We start from the raw sequence: 23,402 nt of genomic DNA on the forward strand, positions 1-23,402 counted from the left end.
AGATTAGAGCAGAGAAATATTATTAGTTCTGCTTTAGAAAATATTTAGCTTTGATTTTGCTACAATGGTATGAATGGTAATGTTACTTACTTTGCATGAACCGTTGAAGCAATTCGACTTCTTCTGAAGTTACTGGAGTATTAGATGATTTAATTTCGTGAATTCGTTCAACAGATAAATGACTGCCGAAAGCAACTTCATTATCATTTAAGTCATTTTCGCGCTCAAAGTTAATCAATTCTTGAGCAAGCTCACTCAAATTGTCCATGAAAACATTCCTCCTTAGTAGGTATATTATTAAATAATACTAACCTTATCTCTTATTCTAAATCAAGACACAGTTTGTTACCAAAAATTAGTTTAGCACAGTTTGAACTTATCCTTGTAGTTATTTTATTAAATTTATTTGTTTGTTATTAAGATTTAACGACAAGTGAATCAATTTGTGTGATAATCATAGTAAATAATTTAGAGAATGGAGTATTGAAAATTATGAGTTGGAATTGGCTAGGATGGCTATCGTGGATATGTGCAATTGCCTTTTTTTGTTATGTAATCCACTATATCCGTGTTAAACAATTAATGCTGATTGTGAAGACAAAAAAAGTATTTAAATTAAATTTAGTGATTCGTTATGTGATCTTATTAGTTGTCTCGTTATGTTGGCTCGGAGGGATGTCATATCTCACATTTTTCCGTCCAGTTGACATTAATAATCATCAACAAACACAGACTTCAATCACTTATCGTCCACTTCAAATGGGAAATAAGTCAGATGATTTCTATTATGTTTTAGCGACGCGTAGTAAAAGCGGCAAGCACCCAATTGTGTCGTATACGTACTGGGCTGGAAATGATAAATATACAACAAATTCACGGTATGGATCGGTTGCTGATGGATCGCGGATAGTTACCTTAGATGCGAGTGCTTTGCCATGGGATAAAAAGCAATTGGAAAAAGAGGATGCTAAAACAGGCCATGCTTTTGCAGCGGTAATGGATGTAAAGTATAAAAATACTGCTATTAATGGTTTAGGGTTAAAAGCAAATCATAGTGCTGTAACCTATACGCTTTTACGTGTACCTTCCTCTGATATGGTATCTGAACGTTAAAATGGAACAGCAAACAGTAAAATTAAAATGGGTTGCCCTTGCAAGTCTGTTAAACAACACAGGGGCAGCTTTTTTATGGCCGCTTACAACTATGTATCTTCATAATTACCTTGGCCAAACTCTGACGACTGCTGGCTTTGTGATGTTAATAATGTCCATTGCCATGATGATGGGAAATTATTTGGGAGGGTGGTTATTTGACCATTGGAAACAATATCAAACAGCTATTTTAGGAGTTAGCCTCTCAACACTAGCAATATTCTTATTGATCTTTATTCATGATTGGCCATGGTATGCTGTCCTAATTACAATTAACAGCTTTGGGGATGGAATCAATGCCACGATTGTTAATTCTTATGGGACGTTGGTCAGTGATCATTCTTCCCGTTATGTCTTTAATTATATTTATATGGCCTTTAATATCGGAGTTGTGATTGGAACGTTGCTGGTGGGTGTTCTTTTACCGATTAGTGTAGTGGTAGTTTTTGCTGTAGCAACAATCTTTTATGCCTTGTTAATGCTAGTAGTTGTTTTAACATTTAATGTGGCTGTAGATGCAATTAAAAATAATTCAGAGATCCAAGAACACTATCATGTTTCCCGCCAATTGCATTCGCGATGGATCGTCTTGGTTTGGTTTATTCTCATAAACTATATTGCGGTTCATTTAAGTTATTCCTTATGGGAAAGTGTAATGGCAGTCCATATGACAAACATGGGGATTCCATTCTATGCCTATAGTATGTTATAGACATTGAATGGGGTGCTAATTATTATCGGACAACCACTTGTTAATAAGTTAAGTCCTTATGTTCGTTTATCAACGCAAATTATTGTGGGAATCTTTATTTTTGCCCTATCTTTCCTCCTGTTAATTTTTGCTTGGACTTTGACAGCATTTGTTATTGATTTTGTAATCTTAACAATTGGTGAAATGACTAGTTTTGCTGGCCTACCTGCTTGGATTGCTCAACTGACTAATGTCGACGAAGCTGGGCATTACCAAGGATTGCTTAATATTATGATGTCGGTTGGACGTGCGATTGGTCCATTGTACGGTGGATTTATCATTGAAAAAGGAAGTTATCAATTTTTATTTATTTCAGTCTTTTGTCTAATGACCGGTACTCTGATTATTATCTGTCTTTATTTATGGTATTTATACCGAGTTCAACGGCGGCTTAATTTAGATAAATGATACCCAAAATCTGTAAGCTATGGTAAAATCACTAATGTATTATAAAAGCATTGACGTAGAAACAAAGTGCCTGTGTAATTGACAGAGATCCAGTTGAGTTGAGAGCTGGGAGCAGACATGATCCACCTCTACTAGCTGAAAGGATGAATTTTAGTAGTCTGTTCCGGTGATTCCGTTATCATCAGGAGTTAACGCAACTCCATGAGGCAGTGACTGTGAGGTTACTGTGAAATAGAGGTGGAACAGTGATGAATATCGCCCTCTAAGGCTGTTAAGGCCTTAGAGGGCTTTTGTTTTTATACGTAACGAAAGGGGAAACACAGTTAATGGATTATCAAAAGCCAAAGGGAACTGCAGATATCTTACCAGGAACTACAAGTATTTGGGAAAAAGTAGAACAAAATGCGCGCGAAGTTTTTAACCAGTTTGGATATCGCGGAATTCGAACACCGATGTTTGAAGATTACCATGTTTTTTCACGGAATGTGGGCGATACTTCAGATATTGTTGAAAAAGAAATGTACGATTTTCATGATAAAGGTGATCGTCATATTGCATTGCGTCCTGAGGGAACAGCTGGAGTAGTACGGGCTTATGTAGAAAATAAGCTCTATGGTCCAGAATATCCTAAACCTTATAAAGTTTATTACATGGGGCCAATGTTTCGGTATGAACGTCCACAATCAGGGCGGCAACGTGAATTCCACCAAATTGGGGTTGAGGCATTAAACAATGAGTCACCACAGATTGATGTGGAAGTTATTTCAATGGCAATGGCGCTCTTTAAAAAGTTTGGAGTGCCAAATGTTAAATTGGTTATTAATACTCTTGGGGATAAAAAAGTTCGTGAAGATTACCGTGAAGCATTAATTAATTACTTGAAGCCTCACTATGATGAATTGAGTAAAGACTCTCAGGAACGTTTATATAAGAATCCATTGCGTGTACTTGATAGTAAAGATGAAGGCGATAAGAAGATTGTTGCAGAAGCTCCATCAATCCTTGATTATCTTGATGAAGAGTCACAAGCTTACTTTGACGAAGTGCAGGCCTTATTAAATAAATTAGGAATTGATTTTGAAATTGATACCAATATGGTGCGGGGTCTAGATTACTATAACCATACTATTTTTGAAATTATGTCAGACTCACCAGTATTTGGTGGTGGGTACACGACTGTTTGTGCAGGAGGCCGTTATAATGGGTTGATTAGCCAACTTGGTGGCCCTGAAGAAGGTGGAATTGGCTTCGGAATGGGTGTTGAACGATTAATGCTCTTACTCCAAGAAGAAAATCCTGCATTTGCTCCTCAAGACCAACTAGATGTCTTCTTTGCTAGTGCAGATCAGCAAGGGGATGAAATGGCATTTGAAGTCCTCAGTAAAATTCGTCAGCAAGGGATTGTGGCTGACAAAGATTACAGTGGGGTAAAAGTTGGTAAGCAGATCAAAGAAGCTTTCCGTCGTAATGCGAAGTACTTTGCAGTGTTTGGCGCTCGTGAAGTTGAAGAAGGAACTTTCCAATTAAAGAATGCTGCTACTAAGGATGCAACAACTATTAAAATTAGCGATTTTGTAGCAAATCCAGCAGAATATTTAAAATAACTAAATTGAAAGTGAGCGGGAAAGTACTTTCTTAATAAGACTTGTCGCTACTAAAAAGGCAGAAACTAAGGGATCATAGAAAAAAATTCTCTTAGCCTCTGCCTTTTTTGAATAGGATATTATATTTTAACGGCAAATATTTCCAAGGGCGTTGTAATTTACGTCGCGGTTTGCATAATCCTCTATTAGCTTGTTTACAAGACGGTCTAATTCTCGTTGTTCATTTTCACTTAATGTGTGGTAAGCAGCTTCAGCAATTTTGTCACGGCGCTTTAGCAGATTATCAGCAACTTCGATACCTTCAGTGTTAAGTTGAATTTTGTAGTCTTCCTCGTTAATTGGGGTAGTAGTTGACAAATTGTTTGTTACTAATGCTTTAGTAGCATCTTCGAGGTCACTTGGCCGGTAATCGAAGTCATAAATTAGTTGTTTGCTAGTTAAACCGTCATCATGTTTACGTAAAATCCGGAGAAGGCGGTGGAAATTGTGACGATCAGGAAAACCCGGTAAGCAATAATCACCATGACGTTCTTCTTCAATGTGTACTTGGCACTTTAACATTGATTGGTATTTTTCAAAATTTTTAACATCTATAAATAATTTGGTTGTTAATTCTGACATATTATTTACCTCCAAATTAGTTCACTGAAACGTTCGTTACTTATTATAATAATATTAATATTCAGCGATTAATAGTAAAACGGCTCGGTAAATAATATTCCAATCAGTCTACTGCATAGGTTCCCATATCATTTGCGACGACAATATTTCCTGCGTAATCTTTTCCGGCATTCTTGGTTAAGCCAACTTTATTATAGGCGAAAGTTACGGTTGTAGTAGCTCTGACGGCAGTCCCCATTACCTCTCCAGTATCAGTATTAATTCCTGATGGCATATCTACTGCAACGACAACTGCATCAGTGTTATTAATGGCGTTAATTGCGTCGGTATAAGCTCCTTTTACTGCACGATCGATTCCGATTCCAAACATTGCATCGACAATTAATGTTGCCTTATTAAGGACAGCGAGATCAGAGGTTTCGGGAATTTGATAATATTGCGCGATTTTTTCTTGTGTTTGGTGTTCAGCAGACGCATGTTTAGGATTACCTATATTGAGGATTGTTACATGGACACCAGCAAGATGCAGCAACCGAGCAATGGCTATTCCATCCCCGCCATTATTTCCACTACCGGCAACTACTACCACATCTTTTAGCGCGATTGGAAAAGCATGCAAAATTTCATCACGAACGGCTAATGCAGCTCGTTCCATTAACACAAGGGAAGGGATACCAATTGTATTAATGGTGTAAGAATCGTAATGTCGCATTTCTTCTGAAGTAACAATTTTATCAGTCATAATCTAAGCCTCCTAAGGTTTATTTTTACTGTACCACTATTTTAGAATTATGAGGTGCAAAGGGAAATATTTTTTACGTATATATTAATTAAGAGAATAAAAAATAAGTTAGCTTGCAAGTTTTTCACCACAGTCCGGTTAGGCGTTCTTTTAAAATAATAGGGACTGTGACATAAGTTAAGTTACTTTTATAAAAAGCAAATACGCAGTACAATAATGGCCTCTAACGTCCGGAAACCGAACGCTAGAGGCCTATTGTTGCTTGCGGGGGCTCCCAGAGGCTAGCTTCGCGTCGAAAAACGAAGTCACAAGTGACCTCTGTCTCGCTCCCTAGAGTATTAATAAATAATAACGGGTTCATTTTGTTTTAAATCATGGAAGGCTTGGCCAGCCACGCTTGGTTGCATATTAATACAGCCGTGCGAACCATCGCTTAGGTAAGCAGTCTTGGACCAATTATGACGCCAACTTGCATCGTGGAAGCCACATCCCGTTAAAGTAAACGGCGACCAATAATTAACTTTACTTGCATAACTTGATCCGTCATCGTTTTGTCCACGGAGAATGGAAGGACTTTGTTGGTACATGATATACCAGACTCCCTTTGGCGTTTTGTTGCCTTCGTTATTAGTCCCACTAACGATATCTGTTTCAAGGACACATTTACCATCTTTGTAGAAATAAGCTCGTTGGTCAGCTAATGAAACCTCAGCATAAGTGTCGCCAATACCATTATTGGATGTAACATTGTAGCCGAGTCCAGCAGTGTTATAGCCTTTTCCTTCAATATCGTGCTCGCCATCAACTTCTTGGCGGCCATCGATAATTGCTTTAGTTAATGAATTGCCAGCTTTTTTCTCGCTAATTTTCCAACCATAGGAACCATTAGCTGTAGTGGTAATTTCTGCTCCAGAATGAGTTCTAAATTTAAATGGCTTATCAAGAGTTGCATGTTTCTCATTGATTTTCTTTACTTGTTTATTTAAGGCCGTAGTGTCGAAATGATACTTGCCGTTTTGATAGGTTGCCCGGGTAATAATTTGATTGGTAGTGAGGTTATACTTTTCATTTTGAACGAGGTAAGTAACTTTCTTCCCTTTTAACTTATTTAACTGTTTTTCCTCATTCTTAACGGTTTTGCTATTTGCAGCAATCGGCTGTTCCTTATGTAAAGTAATATTAATTTTAGTACTTCCGGCTTGATTATTTAGTTGATTAACAGCGTTTTGTAAATCATATTTATTACCCTTAACTGCAGGAACTACAGAAACTTTCTCATTTTGGTAGACCGCGTAAGCATCAACGGGAGCTTTACGACTTGTGTTGAGTTGATGTACCTCGTTAGTTAATTTGTTTTTCGCAATATTAAACGAATCTTGATCAAAGTTATCTGGCTTTATTGATAAGTTCGTTGCTTTATATGATGGGAAAAATGTAAACTGCTTTTTCAGTGCTTGATTAAATTTTTGTTCATCATTATTGCTAAAATTAGCCTGCATGGATTTAGTTTGGTAAACTAGCTTATTGTCAACATATACCTTGGTTGCTCCTGAGGTCCCCTTTACCTTATCAAAAGCTTGCTTGGCTGTTAGCCCTCCCACGGCAATGTTATTGATGGTTACGTTTTTATTGAAATGATTTTTCTGGTGAACAGTCATCCCCGCAATCATTATAATTAATAATGCTCCTATTCCTGCTATCCAGTATTTAATATATGAATGCATTGTACCTTCCTCAAATCGAAAATAAATAATTACGTTCCTATCTTAGCACGGAAAATTGATAACTCAATAAAGAATTTATAAAGTTACCGTGTTCTTAAATAGCGATCAATACCATCTAAAAGGAACTTAAAAAACAAACAAATATTTAATAGCAGAAATACTTTAAAAAAGATCCGCCAATTAATTATTTTTAATGAAAAGTGAAAAAGATCGTAAACAATAACTAAAAGAATAAAAAGGATGTTGGCTCGTAAAATATCCTTTGACCATTTATGGTTGATGGTATATGACCAAATATTTGATATGAATGAAAAAAATGATGTCATAGTAGAATCCTCACGATTATTACGCAAGATTTGCATAAATGATAGCAACAATAAAGAAAAAGATAGCAGTTAAGTATGAAACTTTAAGATTATCTCGCATTTTGTACACCTTTTTTAAAGTATATTGAATAAAAAATTCCCTATAATTATAATAGTGATGTTTTGAATTATCTGTAAAGGAGAAATTAATTTGAACTTACGAGTAAAGCATTGGATTTATGGAATATTTTGCTTATTAGTAGCAATAATTGCAATTGGTCCAGAATTACGTGCTACTTCGAATGCCCATCCCCAAAAAGCAGTAGTTGAATTGCAAGTAAAAGAAAAACCAACACAAGAAAAGAAAATCGATAATAGTGAAAGTCATATGCGAACCCCAATTGATTGGCATAAGTCCTCGGAAACAGTTCCGTATCCAGATTTGAATAAAGTGAAGGACTTTTGGATTAAAGTTGATTTAAAAAATAATCGGACATATTTGTATGATGGTTCAAAAGTCATTTATACAATGTATAGCACAGGTGGAATTTATAAAAAGGATCCTAAAACTGGTAAACTGAAAAGTGTGACCCCGACAGGAACATTTTATGCTCAACAAGAGCGAGGAGATAGCTTCTTTAATCAATCGTTGAAAGAGGGAGCTAATTACTACGTTTCTTGGAAGAATCATGGAGAATACTTGTTCCATAGTGTTCCGACTAAAGCAGATGGAAAATATAATGAACAAGAAGCTGCTAAACTTGGAAAAACACAGGGTTCTCACGGGTGTATTCGGCTTTCAGTGCCAGACGCTCAATGGATGGAAAAGAATTTGCCAGTTGGTACTAAGATTGAGATTGTCGGCTAATTGTATAGCGCTAAAATCTTAAAGATAATCAAGAGTAGGTCAATTATTAGAAAGAATAAAATTATTTGAATGATTGAAATTTTGATTAATGGGATGAAGTATGTAAGAAGATTATAAAAGCTAATTATAATTAGCAAAATAAGATTACTTCCAAGTAAGTGATTAAAAAACCGTCCATGTTTTAGGCGTGAAATCATATTAATAGTCCTCCTTAACTATTAAGGGTGTGTTTTCAGGTAAAGTTTGCAGCCATTTAGCATCGGGGATTGACACCTGGATAGTATTTTCAATTTTGGGTGCTTTTCGTAGATTTCGTGAGACCTGATGATTATTCATATCTGTAACGGGGGTTTCAATGTAGTTCCCATTAGTAATTCCTAACCAATTCTTAGCGATGGCTTGCTGGGAACCATTAATATGATAAATTTGCTGCCCCCGAGCGTGAAGTAAGCGGAAAGAATTTTTTTGTGCTGGTAGATTAATCTGTGCGTGAATAATGTAAATAACTTGGCGCTTATTTGAGTTGATAACTAGAATCCTTTTTGCTTGTTTGATTGCGATCAATTCAATAGGAGCGTTACCGATCTTAGGGTATGCCCAATTTTCAGAGGAACGGTGAATATTAGGAGCACGAAGCCGATTTTGACTAAGAATTTGACTTGTTTTTCTAGCTTGGGGAATAAAACTAGCAGCATTATATGTATAAAGATTAAAAATTAGAACAAAAATAAGGAATAGACCAGTTGAGATGAAAAGCAGCGATTTAAGTTCTTTATTCATAATGAATTCCTTTATTATTTATTATTAAGTTTATCTTACCGTACTTGAAGAAAATAGGAGAATAGATTTTATGAAAAAGTTGACAGTTTTTATTTTATCTCTATTCATGATGCTAATGGTAGGAAGTCAATCAGTGTTAGCAAATAATCGAATTGATGCTTCTGCAGCGATCATGGCTGATGCTTCAACAGGGCAAATTATCTATAAGCAAAATGTAGATAAGGCTCTTCCCGTGGCATCAATTACAAAATTATTAACTATTTTGGTAATAGAAGATGAAATCCAACAGAAGCAACTTTCATGGGATACTCAAGTAAAAATAACTCCTGAAATTGCGGCTATTTCTAATGATGCTGCTTATTCTTCAATCGGACTAAAATCTGGTCAATCTTATTCAGTTCGGACATTAATCAATGCAGCCCTTGTAAAGTCAGCGGATGGGGCGACTGTCGCACTTGCAACAGCTACCGGGGATGGAACCGATGAATTTAATCTTAAAATGATGCAAAAAGCCAAAAAAATTGGAATGACTAAGACAAACATTGTGAATTCAGTTGGATTAGATAATGGAGATATGAAAAGTTTTAAGTTAGCGGATCTCCCTAATAATGCTGCTAATACGATGAGTGCACGTGATGTTGCTATTTTATCGCAATACTTTGTAAAACATTATCCTGAACTTTTGCAAATTACAGCACAAAAAGAAGTAAAATTTCAAATAGCGAAAGATCAAGTTAAGACTGAAAAAAATCTTAATAAGATGTTACCAGGAGAACAGTACGCTGTAAAAGGGGTAACGATTGATGGCTTGAAGACGGGGACTTCTGACAGTGCGGGAGCTTGTTTTGCAAGTACAGGTAAGTATCAAGGACATCGCATTATTACTGTTATTTTACATTCAAAAGGGAGCAATAAAGACAACCGATTTAAGGCTACGCAGGATTTATATGAGGTCCTTAAGACAGAGGACCATTTACAAAAAATAAAAGTTCCATTATCAGTAACAACACGTAAAGTAGCTAATGGTGTTGAAAAAACAATGAAACTCACGCCACAACATGTAACTATTTGGAGTCCGTACGATACAAAAACGAATTATACAATTGGAACACAATATAAAAAGAAAAAACTAGAAGCACCTATCTGGAAAGGTGAACGTGTTGGCAACTTAAGGATAACGAGTGATCAATTAGAAACGCTTAATGGTGAACCATTAACTTACTCTCTATATAGTGCTAATGATGTTCGACGGGGAAACTTTTGGCAACGTCTTCTACATTAAAGTAATTTTTGACTGCATTATTGTTCTTAGGCTTATAATCTAGGTAAATAAAAAAGCGGGTGAAAATTATGAAAAAAAGCCATATTGGGATTGGTGTAGTGATAGTAATTGTTATCTTGGCAATAATTGGTGGTGCAGTTTGGCGTCAGCAAAAACATAGTAAATATATGCAATCAACAACGCCAACACTATTTTTCCGTGGTGGAGGTAGTAGTTATCATGCAGAAGAACACATGGTAAATGCTGCTAAAAAAGCCGGGGTAACGAGCACAGTCCTGCGAGCTGATGTTACTAATAACGGAAAAGTTACTCTTCATGGTTCAATGCATAAAGGGGCCATTAATCCAATTGTTGAGGTGAATTATGATAATAATAGGCAGTTGGATTTTAATAAGCATGGCGAATATGCGACAAATGTTGTAAAAGCATTACAGAAACGATATCGCATAACTAAGATTAATATGGTTGGTCATTCCCTGGGAAATATTTCGATTATTTACTATATGTTGCAAAACGGTAAAAATCAGAATATGCCTCAATTACAAAAACAGGTTGATATCGCAGGTCATTTTGCTGGATTGAATTTTAAACAGGTACCTGCTGCTATCCAGCAACCAGTTGGAATGAAATTAAATAAAGACGGAAAACCAAATGAAATGAACGCCACATATCGTCAAATGACAGAAGTACGGCAAACTTATCCGAAAGGTCAAGTAGCTGTTCTTAATATTATTGGTGATGTTGGTAATCATTCAGACGGTACTGTTGATAATGTATCTTCATTGTCACTTAAGTATCTAGTGGCTGCTCGGGCAAAGTCATACCGTGTTCTAAAAATAACAGGAAAAGATACTCAACATTCAAAACTTCATAATAATACTCAAGTTGATAAAGCATTAATTAATTTCTTATAGGGTAAATAACAAAAAAAGGGACTGTGACATAAGTTAAGTTACTTTCATAAAAAGCAAATACGCAGTACAACAATGGCCTCTAACGTCCGGAAACCGAACGTCAGAGGCCTATTGTTGCTTGCGGGGGGCTCCCAGAGGCTAGCTTCGCGTCGAAAAACGAAGTCACAAGTGACTTCTGTCTCGCTCCCTTTTATTACATCTGGCTATGATGACAATGGTGACTATTTAAATATTGCTTAGTATATGCATCAACTGCTCGTAATGCTTGAGCCACGTCATCTGGTGTTACCTTAAATGGTAAACGATCCATGGTATCTTGTTCTGAACAGGCGGCTTTTCCAGCATTGAGTAATTCTTCATCAGTGACATTTTCTAAATGTAGATCAGCAAGAGTAGTTGGTAGACCTAAAGAAAGAATAAATTGGAAGTACTTGTTATAACGTTCCTGGTCAGCGCCTTCCAACATTAATTGTGTTAAGGTACCGTATGCGACCTTTTCACCGTGTGTTAAATCATGAGTCTCTTCTAAAATTGTTAAGCCATCATGAATAGCGTGGGCACCAGATAGACCACCACTTTCAAAACCGAGACCGCTCATTAGTGTATTTGCTTCAACGATATTAGAAAATGCTGGTGTAACGACATGCGCTTCTGCATCAGCTACAGCTAGGTGTGAGTAATTAAATAATGTTTCTTCACACTTCTGAGCGATTGCATTTCCAACAAGGGTTTGTTTTTCACCAAGCATTGTATCGCTATTAGCTTTGGCAACTGCTTGTGCTTCAATATTAGTAGCTAAAGCATCAGCAATTCCAGAAATTAACATCCGAACAGGACCATTAGCGATAACTTGTGTATCAACTAAGACCAAGTCAGGATTTTGGTTGTAGAAACGATAATGGTCAAATCCACCGTCATCAGTATAAATTACTGAGAGACGTGAACAAGGTGCATCATTTGAAGCCAACGTTGGCATAATTACAACGGGTAGATGGAGATTGTCGGCAATTGCTTTGGCGGTATCAACTGTTTTACCCCCACCAAGACCATAAACGACGGTTACATTATTTTCTTTACCAATTTCTGTGACCCGGTTTACTTCGTTAGTGGATGATTCCCCATTAAATTGAACACGGGTAACATCATAACCACTTTCTTGAAGATATTGTTCAAAACGCTTACCTACAATTTTATAGACGGTTTCGCCAGCCAGTAATAACGGTTTTGTGCCAAAGTTTTTAAGATACTTATCACTTTCAAAAAGGACACCTTTGCCTTGGATGTAAGACGATGGTGAGCCAAATTCTTCAACCATAAAAATCCCTCCATTATTCTTTGTGTACAAGTTAATAATATCACTTTTATTAATGGAGAGAAAATTTAGCTGATTGAAATTAGCTTAAACTTAAAAAATAGAGCCTAGGCAGAACACAGTGCTCTCCTAGACCCTACTATACTATTTTGTACCCTTACTACTTATTATTAGCATCTGGGTTAGTGATCTTAATACGGTTGGAATCAGTGGAAGAGTGGCTTTGCTCAGGGGCGTCAGTGCTGTAGTCATCTACAGTTGAACGGTCACCGTTTTCTGAGTAAATACTTGTTGATTTAATTCCTTTCTTCTTCTCGATTCGCTGCGCTCGTTTTAGACCATTTGAATAATTATAATCAGCTGGATTAACGTTTTTAAACCCTTTTGGATGGTAGAACCGCAAGAGATTCTTTTCATTTAATGAATCAGAAAGAGTTAATTCCTCATTTACAAAATCTTGATCCTTCTTTAATTTCTCTTGCTGCTTCTTGGTAAGTTTAGCTTCTTTCCCAGTCTTATTATTGTAAATTGTTCCGCCCACACTCGTATAAGTTGGCGTAACAAAATCCCGATTACGGAAGGCAACCACTTGATTATGCTTGCTGGAGAAGAGATCGGTTCCAAATTGAATATAGCGTTTACTGCTAATTCCTAATAAGTGAAGGAGGGTTGGAAGAACATCAACTTCTCCACCATAGGTATGATAAACTTTTCCGTGACCCGTACCAGGAATGACAAACATTAGTGGTACACGTTGCAGCTGAGCATTATCAAAGTCAGTCCAATCATCTGCACTCTTCCCAAGAACACTTGCTAAGGAAGTATTTTCACTGTTTGAAATCCCATAATGATCACCATAAATCATAATGATTGATTTCTTATCAAGACCAGTCTTTTGGAGATAGTTAAAGAATTCTTGGATTGATTGATCAAGATAATGAGCTGTTACGAAGTAATTATCGACGTTACTGTCCCCGGTATTAGTTGTTTGGAAGTTTGGATCTTTATCCTCATCGTCAAGCGTGTAAGGGAAGTGGTTAGTAACAGTAATATATTTAGCGTAGAATGGTTGCTGTAAACTTTGAAGATACTTGATCGAGTTTTTGAATAATAACTTATCTTTAAGTCCATATCCGGTAGCCTTGTCTCCAGAAGTATCGTAATAACTAGCATCAAAGAAGTACTGATAGCCTAAATTCTTGTATACATTATTGCGGTTCCAGAAACTAGCAACGTTTCCGTGGAAGACTGCGCTCGTGTAACCGGCGCGTTGATTAAGAATCGCTGGAGCACCTTGGAAAGTATTGTCACTCCCTAGTGTGGCAAATAAAGATCCTTGTGGCAATCCAAATGTACTAGTCTCTAAAAGGTTTTCTGCGTCACTGGTCTTACCTTGACCGACTTGATGGAAGAAATTATCAAACGAGTAGGCATCCTTACCGTTATAAAGCGAGTTAAGGAATGGGGTAACTTCTTGCCCGTTGATCTTCTTGTTAATTAAAAATTGTTGGAAACTTTCAAGGTGAATAATAATCACGTTACGACCCTTTGCAATTCCATACATTTGTGGATTGGCCGGAGCGTAGTGCTTATCAGTGAACTTCTTAACTTTTAGGAGCTCAGGTTTAGTAGCACTTTGTCGCATATTATTGATATGTTGCGACTTCACTAAATCATAACCAGTAAAAGTATCAATCCCAAGATATTTCACAATGTAGGAACGATCAAATGTCCGGCAGAGTAATTGTGGGCGACTCATTTCTGCAAAAGATAAATTAATCCCAAATAAGACAAGGCCAACGGAGCTAAAAGCAAATGCTAACCGCGTTCCAATTGCTCGTGGATCAAATTTGATAACTTTACAGAGCATTAAAATAAGAATTACGACGATATCTAACCAGTAAAAGACATCATGAAAGTTAGTGAGGGCAAGTGAACTACCACTTAAACCTTGATTAACTTTTGAATAACCGGTCATCGTAGCAATTGTCATAAAATCGGTAAATTCACGATAATAGATGACGTTTAAATAGAGTAATAGGGTGTTTGCGATATCTAGACCCATAATAACTGGGTAGAAGAACCGCGAACGCTTAAAGTAGAATGCTAAACTGTAAATAAAAAAGGTGGTCGCTAATGGGTTAAAAATTAAAATAAGGTATTGAAAAATTCCCGTAACGCCAAGCTTAAAGTCAGTAAAGTAAGCAAACAGGGTCTTTAACCAAAAAAGGATAACTAGGAGGGTGAAAAAACCAATCCTAGTATCCACAAATTTGCTTAATTTTTTCATTAGGAATGTTCCTCGCAATCAATATGGTTTGTTCTATATTATCGAAGTGCAATTTCGACAAATCAAGAATTATTTTATCATAGATTACTACAAAACATTCTTTTTATGGAAATCATTGAAGAAACTTAATTCTTTGCTAGGACCAAGGCAGGAACAAAGAGCCAGTCATAACTAAATAATTTTTTTAGCTTTTTATTTACTGGAATCCATATTCCTGCTTTCAAGATATCAACCAATGATGCCCGTAAAGTTTTATCTTCCCGATATTGTTTAGTTAATGGAATCTTGAGTAAGTGGCCTTCTTCAGTAATTACGGTAACATTTTTCGGAGTAACTTTAATAATCTTAGCGGCAACAATATTTGGTTGACTAGTGTCTCTAAGTTTCATAGTAATTCCTTCTTTCTATATTTTTTAGTCTACGTGGAGAATATGAAGAAATTATGTTTAAAGCTCAAAGTTAATACTTAAATAGTCTTAAGGATTTGTAAGCGGTACAATAAGATTATGGAGGGATCGTTATGACTAAATTGAATATTTATCTTGTTCGTCATGGACAGACTTTCTTCAACATCTACAACAAATTACAGGGTTGGAGTAATTCGCCATTAACTATGAAGGGCAAAGAAGATGCAAAGGTAGCTGGGGAGAAGTTACAAAACATTCACTTCGATGGTGCGTTTTGTAGTGACCTTTCCCGAGCAATGGAAACAGCACAAGTAATCTTAAATCTTAATAATGCTAATTCTGTAGCTCATCCAGTCACTGCTCCTTATTTTCGGGAAGAGTTTTATGGATCATATGAAGGAACAAATATGGATCTTGCTTGGTACAATGCGGGTGCCCCTCATGGCTTTAAGAACTTCCGTGAAATTGTAACCGCATATTCCATTGGTCAAGCCAAAGACTGGTTAAAGGATGCTGATCCATTTCATGATGCCGAAAATAATGAAGAGTACTGGCAACGAATGAACAAAGGGATTGAATTAATTCGGAATGCTGATTTACCTGATAATGCAAATGTTTTATGGGTAAGTCATGGAAATACCGTTTTAAGTTTAGTAGAACGGTTTGGTCATGGAAAGTATGATGTGACAGAGCGCCCAGCAAATGGAAGCCTGACGCGCGCAACGTTGACCGATAATGATATGGAAATTGTTGAATATAATAAGTAAAGATGAATACTCTGTGCTTGAATGCATGGAGTATTTTTAGTATAAATAATAAAAAATTTCAAATAGTGAAACTTATGGATGACTTTTGGCTAACCGTAATAAACCGAGTAGATTAGGAGACAGATTATGAATGATAATTTTTCAACCACTTTGGTTAAAGCACAACAAATAAAAGATTATATCAAGAAACAAGAAAATGGTTGCACATATGAACGGATCATTTTTCATTATTGTGATGATGTTGGTATTCTTTGTCTTAGGCTTTATCGTTCCATCATCATCTGGTTTAGCAGTGCTAGCAATGCCAATTTTAGCGCCACTAGCTGATACGGTTCATATTCCACGATATACGGTTGTTACTGCATATCAATTTGGGCAATATGCAATGTTATTCTTAGCACCGACTGGATTAGTAATGGCAACTTTGCAAATGCTTGATATGCGATATTCTCATTGGCTGCGGTTCGTGTGGCCGGTAGTTGTCTTTGTTTTAATCTTTGGTGGTGGATTATTGGTAACAGAAGTATTAATTGCAGGATAATAAAAAAGTCTGGGTAAGAGAAACTCTCAAACCCAGATTTTTTTTAAGCTTCCTTTATTTGATTTTCATTTGTAGTATTGCGTTGCTTTCCTTTTTGCCACTTCAAACCAATCCCCGTAACTCCACTTAAAATTGAGAAGACTGGTGAAAACAGACTAAAGAAAGCGAATGGTAGGAAGTGAAGGACTGGTACACCAAGGGTTGAGGCGACGAATGAGCCGGCAACTCCCCATGGGATTAAGTAGTTAATAACACTTCCGCCATCTTCAAGGACACGACTAAGAGCTAAAGGTGAAAGACCCATTTTATCAAATGCACCCTTAAATGCCTTACCTGGAAGAATAACGGAAAGGTATTGCTCCCCAACAAAAAGATTAATGCCAATACCTGAGAGAATGGTAACAGTAATAAGACTGCCAGGCTTGTGAAGATGATCAACGAGTGGCTTCATTGCTGACTGAACAATGTTAAACTTCATCAAAATTCCTCCCAGTGAAAGGGTAACAATGATCAGGGAAACTGTTCCCATCATGTTGCTAATCCCACCACGAGTAAGCAATGTATTAACAGTTGCATCGCTGGTATGAGCAACAAAACCATCACTAATTAATTTAGCGAGGGATTGAAGAGAGATTCCTGGATTTTGGAAGGAGATCATGACTACTGTAACGATGATATTGATAAATAAGGTTGGAATAGCTGGAATATGACGCCATGCACAGATAAACATTAAGGCGATTGGTAGTAGGGCCCACCATGAAATCATAAATTGTTGATTAAGGATAGCCATTGTGTGGGCGATCTTACCGGTGCTGATATGAGAACTGGAATTACCAAAGAACCAGAATAGAATTAGCGAAACGATAAAAGAAGGAATCGTTGACCACATCATATTCTTAATATGGGCGAAAAGGTCACTACCTGCAATTGCAGAGGCAAGATTAGTTGAATCAGAGAGCGGCGACATTTTATCACCAAAAACGGCTCCCGAAATGATCGCACCCGCTACCAGCGCAGGATTAGCATTAAGCGCAACTCCCATTCCAAATAAGGCAATTCCGATTGTCGAAATAGTTGTAAAACCACTACCAATGGATAGACCGACTAAAGAGCAGACAATAAATGTTGATGGAACAAAAAATTGACTGCTAATCAGTTTGAAGCCGACAATCATAATTGTAGGGATGACTCCAGCTTGAATCCAAACAGCGATTAATGCGCCAATAAGGATAAAGATAAAGATGGGGATGATTGCGGTACCGATTCCTTCTTGGATACCCTTATGAATCTCGTCCCAACTAGCACCACGAAGCTTAACCCAAAAAATAAGTAAAGCAATGACAAATAGGACGGGGATCTGTGGTGACAAGCCAAACCTAATCACGGCGGTCCCTAAAATTATTAGCATGATAAGTAAGAGGGTTGCGGCCTCTTTGAAACGAATACTCTTCATCGTTGTTCCTCCTTAGAAAAGAAATAAAAAAGTCCCGTTGATAAAAGTATCAACGGGACGATTATTTTAATCGCGGTACCACCCACCTACGCATCTTGATTTTATGCGCACTCATATCAGGTGGTAACGGCACTGAATATGGCCGGACAATTCAGATCACGTGATAATTCGAAACACTTCGCCTGACCGGTTCGCACCTCACCACCGGCTCTCTTACGCCCAACGAAGGTTCTACTGAAACGATAATTGTTGAAATTATAATATCGTGCTGAGATTTGAATGTCAACAACTAAATTAAAAAAGAATGAGAATTAATTATGATTAGCCCACCGGTGATTAAATAACAGATTAAGAAGAACGGCTGAAAGACTGGTGACGACAATCCCGTTACCCAGGATGATTTGAAATTCAGTTGGCATATGCTGGAACAGTTGCGGATACATGGTAATCCCTAATCCTAGTCCAATTGAAACAGATGCAGTAAGAAGGTTGGCATTGTTAGAGAAATCAACTTTATGGAGAATTTGAACTCCTTGAACACCGACCATCCCAAACATCACAATCATTGCACCACCAAGGACAGGTTCTGGAATAACCGTTGCGAGAGCGCCGACTTTAGGTAAAAGACCAAGCAATAAGAGTAAAAAGGCGGCATAGTAAACGGGTTGACGACTTTTCACTCCAGACATTTTAAGAACACCCACATTTTCAGAGAAAGTAGAATAAGGGAAGGTATTAAAAAGTCCGCCTAAAATTGCAGCAATCCCTTCAGCGCGGTATCCACGTTCTAAGTCGTTGGTTGTTAATTGACGGCCAGTAATGTCGCTAAGGGCAAAGAAAACACCGGTTGACTCAATCATTGTCGTGAGCGAAACAAGAATCATTGTGATCATGGCACTCATATCAAAACGTGGAACGCCAAAGAAGAATAATTGCGGAGCGTGGAACCAAGCAGCTTCACTAACCGGTTTAAGAGAGACAAAGCCTAATGCGCCTGCAATGAAAGAAGAAATTAAAATTCCTAGTAAAATGGCGATTGATTTCATAAAGCCACGAGCAAAGGCATTGAATAACAGAATGATGGCAATTGTTAGAAAGCCGATAAGGAGGTTAGCGGGATCACCAAATGAAGCAGCAGTTGGCGTACCTCCTCCTAGGTCTTGGAAACCTACTGGAACAAGGGTAAATCCAATAATAGTTATTAAAGATCCAGTAACGACCGGTGGAAAAAACTTTTTTAAGCGGGCAAAAAAGCCAGCAATTAGGAAAACAAAGATCCCGGCTGCAATAATGGCCCCATACATATAAGTGATTCCTAGCTTTCCACCAATTGTTTCGAGGGGAGTAACAGCTTGAACTGCGCAACCGAGGACAACAGGCAAGCCGATTCCAGTTAATGGTGTTCGCTTTAATTGTAAGAGGGTTGCGACACCACACATGAAAATATCGATTGAGACTAGATAAGTCATTTGAAGCGTGGAGAAATGTAAGTAATGTCCAATTAATAGCGGAACAAGAACGTCCCCAGAATACATTGCAAGTAAGTGCTGGAAACCAAGGACAAAATTTTGCCATTGACGAGTGAAATCGATTTTAGTGTGACGACTAGGTGCTTGAATAGATGAAACAGGTTCTTTCAAAATATACCTCCCCAAAAATTAACACGCCTAAATAAAAATAAGAGACTGAAAATTCAGCCTCTCTACCGATTTTTAAAAGCTTAAAGTTAAAAACAGACAGTGTCAGTTTTTAAGAAGTGCTTATAGTCTAAAGTTTACGGCTTTAGGTAGAGACTAACCGACCATATTTCGGTATTATATAGGCTATTTATTTGATGTAGTTATCCTAGCACTAATACCGAACATTTTCAATGGTTTGTTCGGTATTAATGATATTTTAGATTGGCTTGTGTGATTAACGTTCAGCTTTTTCTTTATAATCCAGTTAATTCCAGATAGTGGTATTATTAGAAGGTACAGTAACTACTGTGGAAGGAAGCGTATATTATGCAAAAGCTAATGAGTAGTTGTACGGCAATGCTTGTTGGAAAGAATGCGACGATTGATGGTTCAACAATTATTGCACGTGATGAGGATGCAGAAGATGGAGTCAATCCTAAGATATTCAAAGTATTTCCTGCCAAGGATTACACCGGTGAACATTATGTTTCAAAATATAATGGGTTAACTGTTGAGATGAAGGGACAGGGATGCCGTTATACGGCAACTCCCAATGGCATGCCTGATGAAGGACGCTGGGATGAACAAGGCATTAATGAATATAATATTGCGATGAGCGCGACAGAAACCGAGATGACAAATGCCAGGGTGCTTGGTCATGATCCGTTAGTAGAAAACGGGATTAATGAAGATTCAATGGTTTATCTCGTCCTACCATTTATTAAGTCCGCCCGCGAAGGAGTTCAACGTCTTGGTTCCCTAATTGAAAAATACGGTACCGGTGAGAGTAATGGAATTGCTTTTAGCGATAAGGATGAAGTTTGGTATTTTGAGACCGGTGGTGGCCATCAATGGGTTGCCCAGCGGATTCCTGATGATGCTTATGCAATTGCACCAAATATTATGTGCATTGAAGAAGTCGACTTTAATGATCACGATAGCTTTATGTATGCGCCGCAAATTAAAGATTTTGTAGAAAAATATCATTTAAACCCTAATTCACGAACGTTTAATTTCCGGAACATTTTTGGCACACAAGATGAGGCGGATGCTTACTACAACACACCTCGTTCTTGGTATGGTCAAAAACTCTTTACCCCATCTTTAAAACAGGAGCCTACTAGCCAAAAAATTCCGTTTATTCAACATGCAGAAAAGAAAATTGCTGTTGAGGATGTAGAGTATTTCCTCTCATCGCATTATAATGGCACTCCTTATGATCCAATGGGAACCTATGCGTCTGGAACACCGGAGGAACAGCGAAAATTCCGTTCAATTGCACTTGATCGTAATCAAAGTTCATGTATTTTGCAAATTCGGAATGACGTACCGGCACAATATGCTGCTATTCAATGGATTAATTTTGGCTTTTATTGCTATAGCCCTTATGTTCCGTTCTTTACAAATATTAGTGATACTCCGGCAAAATATAAGTATGCGACAGATGATGCGCAGCCGGATAAGAGTGCTTATTGGTTAAATAAATTGTTAGAAGTGATTGTAGAACCACACTATCATGAATTTATCAATGAGGTAAATGATTTCCGTGATCGGTGTCAAAGCTATGGCGTAGGACGAGTAGACACAATTACAAAAACAGCCCAGATTCAAAATTCAGCTAATTTAATTAACTACCTAACTGAACAAAATATGAAAACCGCTAATCATGTTCTGAATGAAACACATAAATTGATTAACCAGCTTTTACATGAAGCGTTGTTGAATTCTAAATTTCAATTTGAACGTGGCGATAACTTATAAAAAATCGGAAGCTTGAGAAAAAAGTTCTCAGCTTCCGATTTTTATTTCCACCAATGACGATTAATAAGAAAGATGACACATGCCAACATTAAGACAATAGTAATGAAAATTGTAAAAACCCATGAATAGGTCCCGTTCGCAAGGGGTAGTTTGACGTTTTCACCGTAAAAGCCAGATACAATTGTTGGGATTGAGAGAACAATTGAATAAATGGTTAGGTATTTCATCGTTTGGTTTAGATCACTATCAAGAACCTTGCTATAAGCATTAGAGACACGGGCAGAAACATCTGAAGTCATCTGTGCCATTTCTAGCCCTTGCTGTGCTTCGACAATTACATCGTCAAGATCATTATATTGCTTAGTAGTAATGTGGTTACCAAAGCGGCGTTTAAATTCTTCAAGTAGGGAAACATTCCCTTTGAGCGAGGTAAGAATATAAACTAGGCCAGTTTCAATTTCCATAAATTGAGTAATGGCTTGGCGGCCCGTTCGTCGTTGAAGATTTCGTTGAATTTCTTGTCGCTGTTGATCTGCACGACGAAGGGGACCAAAATAATCAGTCGAAAGGCGATAAAGAACTGGGAACACTAAGTTTAATTTGTCGTCATTTTCCCCGTGTTTCTTTAATAATTGTAGCTGATTAGCGATGATTCCATTTACAAAGTTAGTTTTTGCATTTGTAAAAGTAATGATATTATTAGCGGTGAGCATGATGCCAATTGGTGCAGTCTGTGGAGCAGTCACAGCATGAGTTGGTACATAGACATCGAAAATTAATAATGTAACTCCTGCATCTGGATCAATTTCAACCCGGGCTTTTTCGTAAGGGTCAATTGCATAATCAAGTAATTCTTGAGTAACCTCATATTTTTCAATTAAATCTAATCGCTCATGGGGGAGAGGTTCGAATATACTTATCCATTTACTATGATCATTAATTTGTTCTGTTGTTAACATCAGTACCCATCCCCTTAAAATTACTCATACTCTATTCAACGCTATTATCGGATAAAAGTAAACCGGCTTAAAAATATTATAAATATTTACTGGGAAATACAGTAAAATAATCTTATCAGAATTTAGGCGAAAGAGAGGTGAGTAAGATGAAATATCGGTGGCAAATTAGTGAAAAGTTAGCTGATGACCAGGTGACAAAACCATTACGCAAATTACTGCATGATCAATGGCTGCTTCCTAATCGTCTAATCCACTATTTACGAATTAGGCGGACAGTGCTTGTTAATGGTGAATATCGGTCAATGAATGAACTGGTGGGAAGAAATGATAATATTCAGTTGCTATTTTGTGGTGATGAAATTCGGACCCCTGCCGCAAATGATTATATTCCGTCTTCACAATCACACTTAGAGGTCCTCTATGAGAATCGCGATTTGTTAGTAGTAAATAAACCGCGGGGACAAAAAACTCACCCTAATTACCATGGTGAAACAGGAACGTTAATGAACGATGTTGCAGGCTATTTAGCGCATAGTCAAAATAATGCTTATATGGTTCATCGGATAGATTTACAAACGAGTGGAGCAGTAATTGTTGCTAAGAATCCAATTGTTGTCCCAATCCTTAACCGATTAATTAGTGATGGGCAAATTCACCGACAATATTTGGCGTTAGTGGAGGGTAAGATGGCTCAGAGTGGAAAGTTCGATTGGGCAATTGGGCGTAATCCAGTGAATCCCCATCTTCATCAAGTAAACGGACAAAACGCGCAGCCGGCCTTGACCTATTATGAAACACTGGCAAGTAATCACGAACGTTCCTTGGTGAGACTTCATTTAGTGACTGGCCGTACACACCAACTCAGGGTTCATTTGGCACATAGCGGTCATCCGATTGTTGGCGATCCGCTTTATAATCCTTTATCAACAGAGGGGATGCTGCTTCATGGTGTAGCGCAAAAACTCATATTACCCTTCGTAATGAAATCTTTAAATATTAGTGCGCCATTACCGTCGTATTTTGAAAATTATTTGGTAAAATATAACTTAGCTAAAAAGCAAATTTAAATTAAGGGAGGACAT

Annotated in this window: 19 protein-coding genes, 2 pseudogenes and 1 riboswitch; of the genes and pseudogenes, 10 read left to right on the forward strand and 11 right to left on the reverse strand. The window is 37.4% G+C overall.

Going from position 1 to position 23,402, the window contains the following annotated elements; genetic code table 11:
* Positions 1-82 precede the first annotated feature (82 nt).
* Complete coding sequence (locus QOS06_RS03985) at positions 83-268, reverse strand: LBP_cg2779 family protein (protein ID WP_003665077.1); 186 nt, start codon at positions 266-268, stop codon at positions 83-85.
* 224 nt (positions 269-492) lie between these two features.
* Here QOS06_RS03985 and QOS06_RS03990 point away from each other — a divergent pair, with 224 nt between their 5' ends.
* The 3 genes and pseudogenes from QOS06_RS03990 to hisS all read left to right on the forward strand — a co-directional run bounded on the left by QOS06_RS03990 (position 493) and on the right by hisS (position 3,915).
* Positions 493-1,113 (forward strand): LVIS_2131 family protein, encoded by a 621-nt coding sequence (locus QOS06_RS03990; RefSeq protein WP_283581268.1) that lies wholly within the window; start codon positions 493-495, stop codon positions 1,111-1,113.
* 1 nt (position 1,114) lies between these two features.
* Positions 1,115-2,311 (forward strand): annotated as a pseudogene (locus QOS06_RS03995) (MDR family MFS transporter).
* A gap of 326 nt (positions 2,312-2,637) precedes the next feature.
* Entirely contained in the window at positions 2,638-3,915 is a 1,278-nt protein-coding gene (hisS, locus tag QOS06_RS04000; RefSeq protein WP_003670084.1) for a histidine--tRNA ligase, read from the forward strand.
* Between the two features lie 126 nt (positions 3,916-4,041).
* Here hisS and QOS06_RS04005 read toward each other — a convergent pair whose 3' ends face one another.
* The 3 genes from QOS06_RS04005 to QOS06_RS04015 all read right to left on the reverse strand — a co-directional run bounded on the left by QOS06_RS04005 (position 4,042) and on the right by QOS06_RS04015 (position 7,002).
* Entirely contained in the window at positions 4,042-4,536 is a 495-nt protein-coding gene (locus tag QOS06_RS04005; protein WP_085649583.1) for a helix-turn-helix domain-containing protein, read from the reverse strand.
* 103 nt (positions 4,537-4,639) lie between these two features.
* Positions 4,640-5,278: an NAD(P)H-hydrate epimerase gene (locus tag QOS06_RS04010; RefSeq protein WP_078009738.1), complete on the reverse strand. Its 639-nt coding sequence runs from the start codon at positions 5,276-5,278 to the stop codon at positions 4,640-4,642.
* A gap of 338 nt (positions 5,279-5,616) precedes the next feature.
* Positions 5,617-7,002 (reverse strand): L,D-transpeptidase, encoded by a 1,386-nt coding sequence (locus QOS06_RS04015; protein WP_098035536.1) that lies wholly within the window; start codon positions 7,000-7,002, stop codon positions 5,617-5,619.
* Positions 7,003-7,518: 516 nt separating this feature from the next.
* Between QOS06_RS04015 and QOS06_RS04020 the strand changes: the two genes are divergently transcribed.
* Entirely contained in the window at positions 7,519-8,175 is a 657-nt protein-coding gene (locus QOS06_RS04020; RefSeq protein ID WP_003670079.1) for a L,D-transpeptidase, read from the forward strand.
* Positions 8,176-8,373: 198 nt separating this feature from the next.
* On the opposite strand, the gene QOS06_RS04025 is transcribed toward QOS06_RS04020, so the two are convergent.
* Positions 8,374-8,955 carry a hypothetical protein gene (locus QOS06_RS04025; RefSeq protein ID WP_228340981.1) on the reverse strand — a complete coding sequence of 194 codons (582 nt, stop codon included), beginning with the start codon at positions 8,953-8,955 and terminating at the stop codon, positions 8,374-8,376.
* Between the two features lie 70 nt (positions 8,956-9,025).
* On the opposite strand from QOS06_RS04025, the gene QOS06_RS04030 reads away from it, so the two are divergent.
* Together QOS06_RS04030 and QOS06_RS04035 are read left to right on the forward strand one after the other, a co-directional pair.
* On the forward strand, positions 9,026-10,237 hold the full coding sequence (locus tag QOS06_RS04030; RefSeq protein WP_283595537.1) for a D-alanyl-D-alanine carboxypeptidase family protein: 1,212 nt from the start codon (positions 9,026-9,028) through the stop codon (positions 10,235-10,237).
* Between the two features lie 68 nt (positions 10,238-10,305).
* Positions 10,306-11,151, forward strand: a complete 846-nt coding sequence (locus tag QOS06_RS04035) for an alpha/beta hydrolase (RefSeq protein ID WP_085678464.1) — start codon at positions 10,306-10,308, stop codon at positions 11,149-11,151.
* A 193-nt stretch (positions 11,152-11,344) separates the two neighbouring features.
* Here the strand turns inward: QOS06_RS04035 and QOS06_RS04040 are convergent, their stop codons facing one another.
* From QOS06_RS04040 to QOS06_RS04050, 3 genes are all read right to left on the reverse strand, one after another.
* Positions 11,345-12,466, reverse strand: a complete 1,122-nt coding sequence (locus QOS06_RS04040; RefSeq protein WP_085678467.1) for a glycerol dehydrogenase — start codon at positions 12,464-12,466, stop codon at positions 11,345-11,347.
* Between the two features lie 157 nt (positions 12,467-12,623).
* Positions 12,624-14,753: an LTA synthase family protein gene (locus QOS06_RS04045; protein ID WP_085678470.1), complete on the reverse strand. Its 2,130-nt coding sequence runs from the start codon at positions 14,751-14,753 to the stop codon at positions 12,624-12,626.
* Between the two features lie 125 nt (positions 14,754-14,878).
* Complete coding sequence (locus QOS06_RS04050; protein ID WP_087216046.1) at positions 14,879-15,142, reverse strand: hypothetical protein; 264 nt, start codon at positions 15,140-15,142, stop codon at positions 14,879-14,881.
* A gap of 131 nt (positions 15,143-15,273) precedes the next feature.
* On the opposite strand from QOS06_RS04050, the gene QOS06_RS04055 reads away from it, so the two are divergent.
* Both QOS06_RS04055 and QOS06_RS04060 read left to right on the forward strand, forming a co-directional pair.
* The gene (locus QOS06_RS04055) at positions 15,274-15,927 is read left to right on the forward strand and encodes a histidine phosphatase family protein (RefSeq protein WP_078009745.1); all 654 of its coding nucleotides are present in this window, start codon (positions 15,274-15,276) and stop codon (positions 15,925-15,927) included.
* 196 nt (positions 15,928-16,123) lie between these two features.
* A pseudogene (locus QOS06_RS04060) lies at positions 16,124-16,468 on the forward strand (YfcC family protein); the annotation flags it as partial.
* A gap of 43 nt (positions 16,469-16,511) precedes the next feature.
* Here QOS06_RS04060 and nhaC read toward each other — a convergent pair.
* Together nhaC and QOS06_RS04070 are read right to left on the reverse strand one after the other, a co-directional pair.
* Positions 16,512-17,921, reverse strand: a complete 1,410-nt coding sequence (gene nhaC, locus QOS06_RS04065) for a Na+/H+ antiporter NhaC (protein WP_078009748.1) — start codon at positions 17,919-17,921, stop codon at positions 16,512-16,514.
* A 311-nt stretch (positions 17,922-18,232) separates the two neighbouring features.
* A complete protein-coding gene (locus QOS06_RS04070; protein ID WP_003669772.1) occupies positions 18,233-19,561 on the reverse strand; it encodes a nucleobase:cation symporter-2 family protein in 1,329 nt (442 codons plus the stop codon).
* Positions 19,562-19,664: 103 nt separating this feature from the next.
* A riboswitch (purine riboswitch) is annotated at positions 19,665-19,763 on the reverse strand.
* A 164-nt stretch (positions 19,764-19,927) separates the two neighbouring features.
* On the opposite strand from QOS06_RS04070, the gene QOS06_RS04075 reads away from it, so the two are divergent.
* Positions 19,928-21,361, forward strand: a complete 1,434-nt coding sequence (locus tag QOS06_RS04075) for a C69 family dipeptidase (RefSeq protein WP_283595541.1) — start codon at positions 19,928-19,930, stop codon at positions 21,359-21,361.
* 41 nt (positions 21,362-21,402) lie between these two features.
* Here the strand turns inward: QOS06_RS04075 and QOS06_RS04080 are convergent, their stop codons facing one another.
* Positions 21,403-22,320 carry a magnesium transporter CorA family protein gene (locus tag QOS06_RS04080; protein ID WP_003669776.1) on the reverse strand — a complete coding sequence of 306 codons (918 nt, stop codon included), beginning with the start codon at positions 22,318-22,320 and terminating at the stop codon, positions 21,403-21,405.
* A gap of 146 nt (positions 22,321-22,466) precedes the next feature.
* Here QOS06_RS04080 and QOS06_RS04085 point away from each other — a divergent pair, with 146 nt between their 5' ends.
* On the forward strand, positions 22,467-23,387 hold the full coding sequence (locus QOS06_RS04085) for an RluA family pseudouridine synthase (RefSeq protein WP_078009749.1): 921 nt from the start codon (positions 22,467-22,469) through the stop codon (positions 23,385-23,387).
* Positions 23,388-23,402 lie beyond the last annotated feature (15 nt).

Origin of the sequence: Limosilactobacillus sp. DJ3M12, from assembly GCF_947381695.1 — a bacterium.
Lineage (GTDB): Bacteria > Bacillota > Bacilli > Lactobacillales > Lactobacillaceae > Limosilactobacillus > Limosilactobacillus kinnaridis.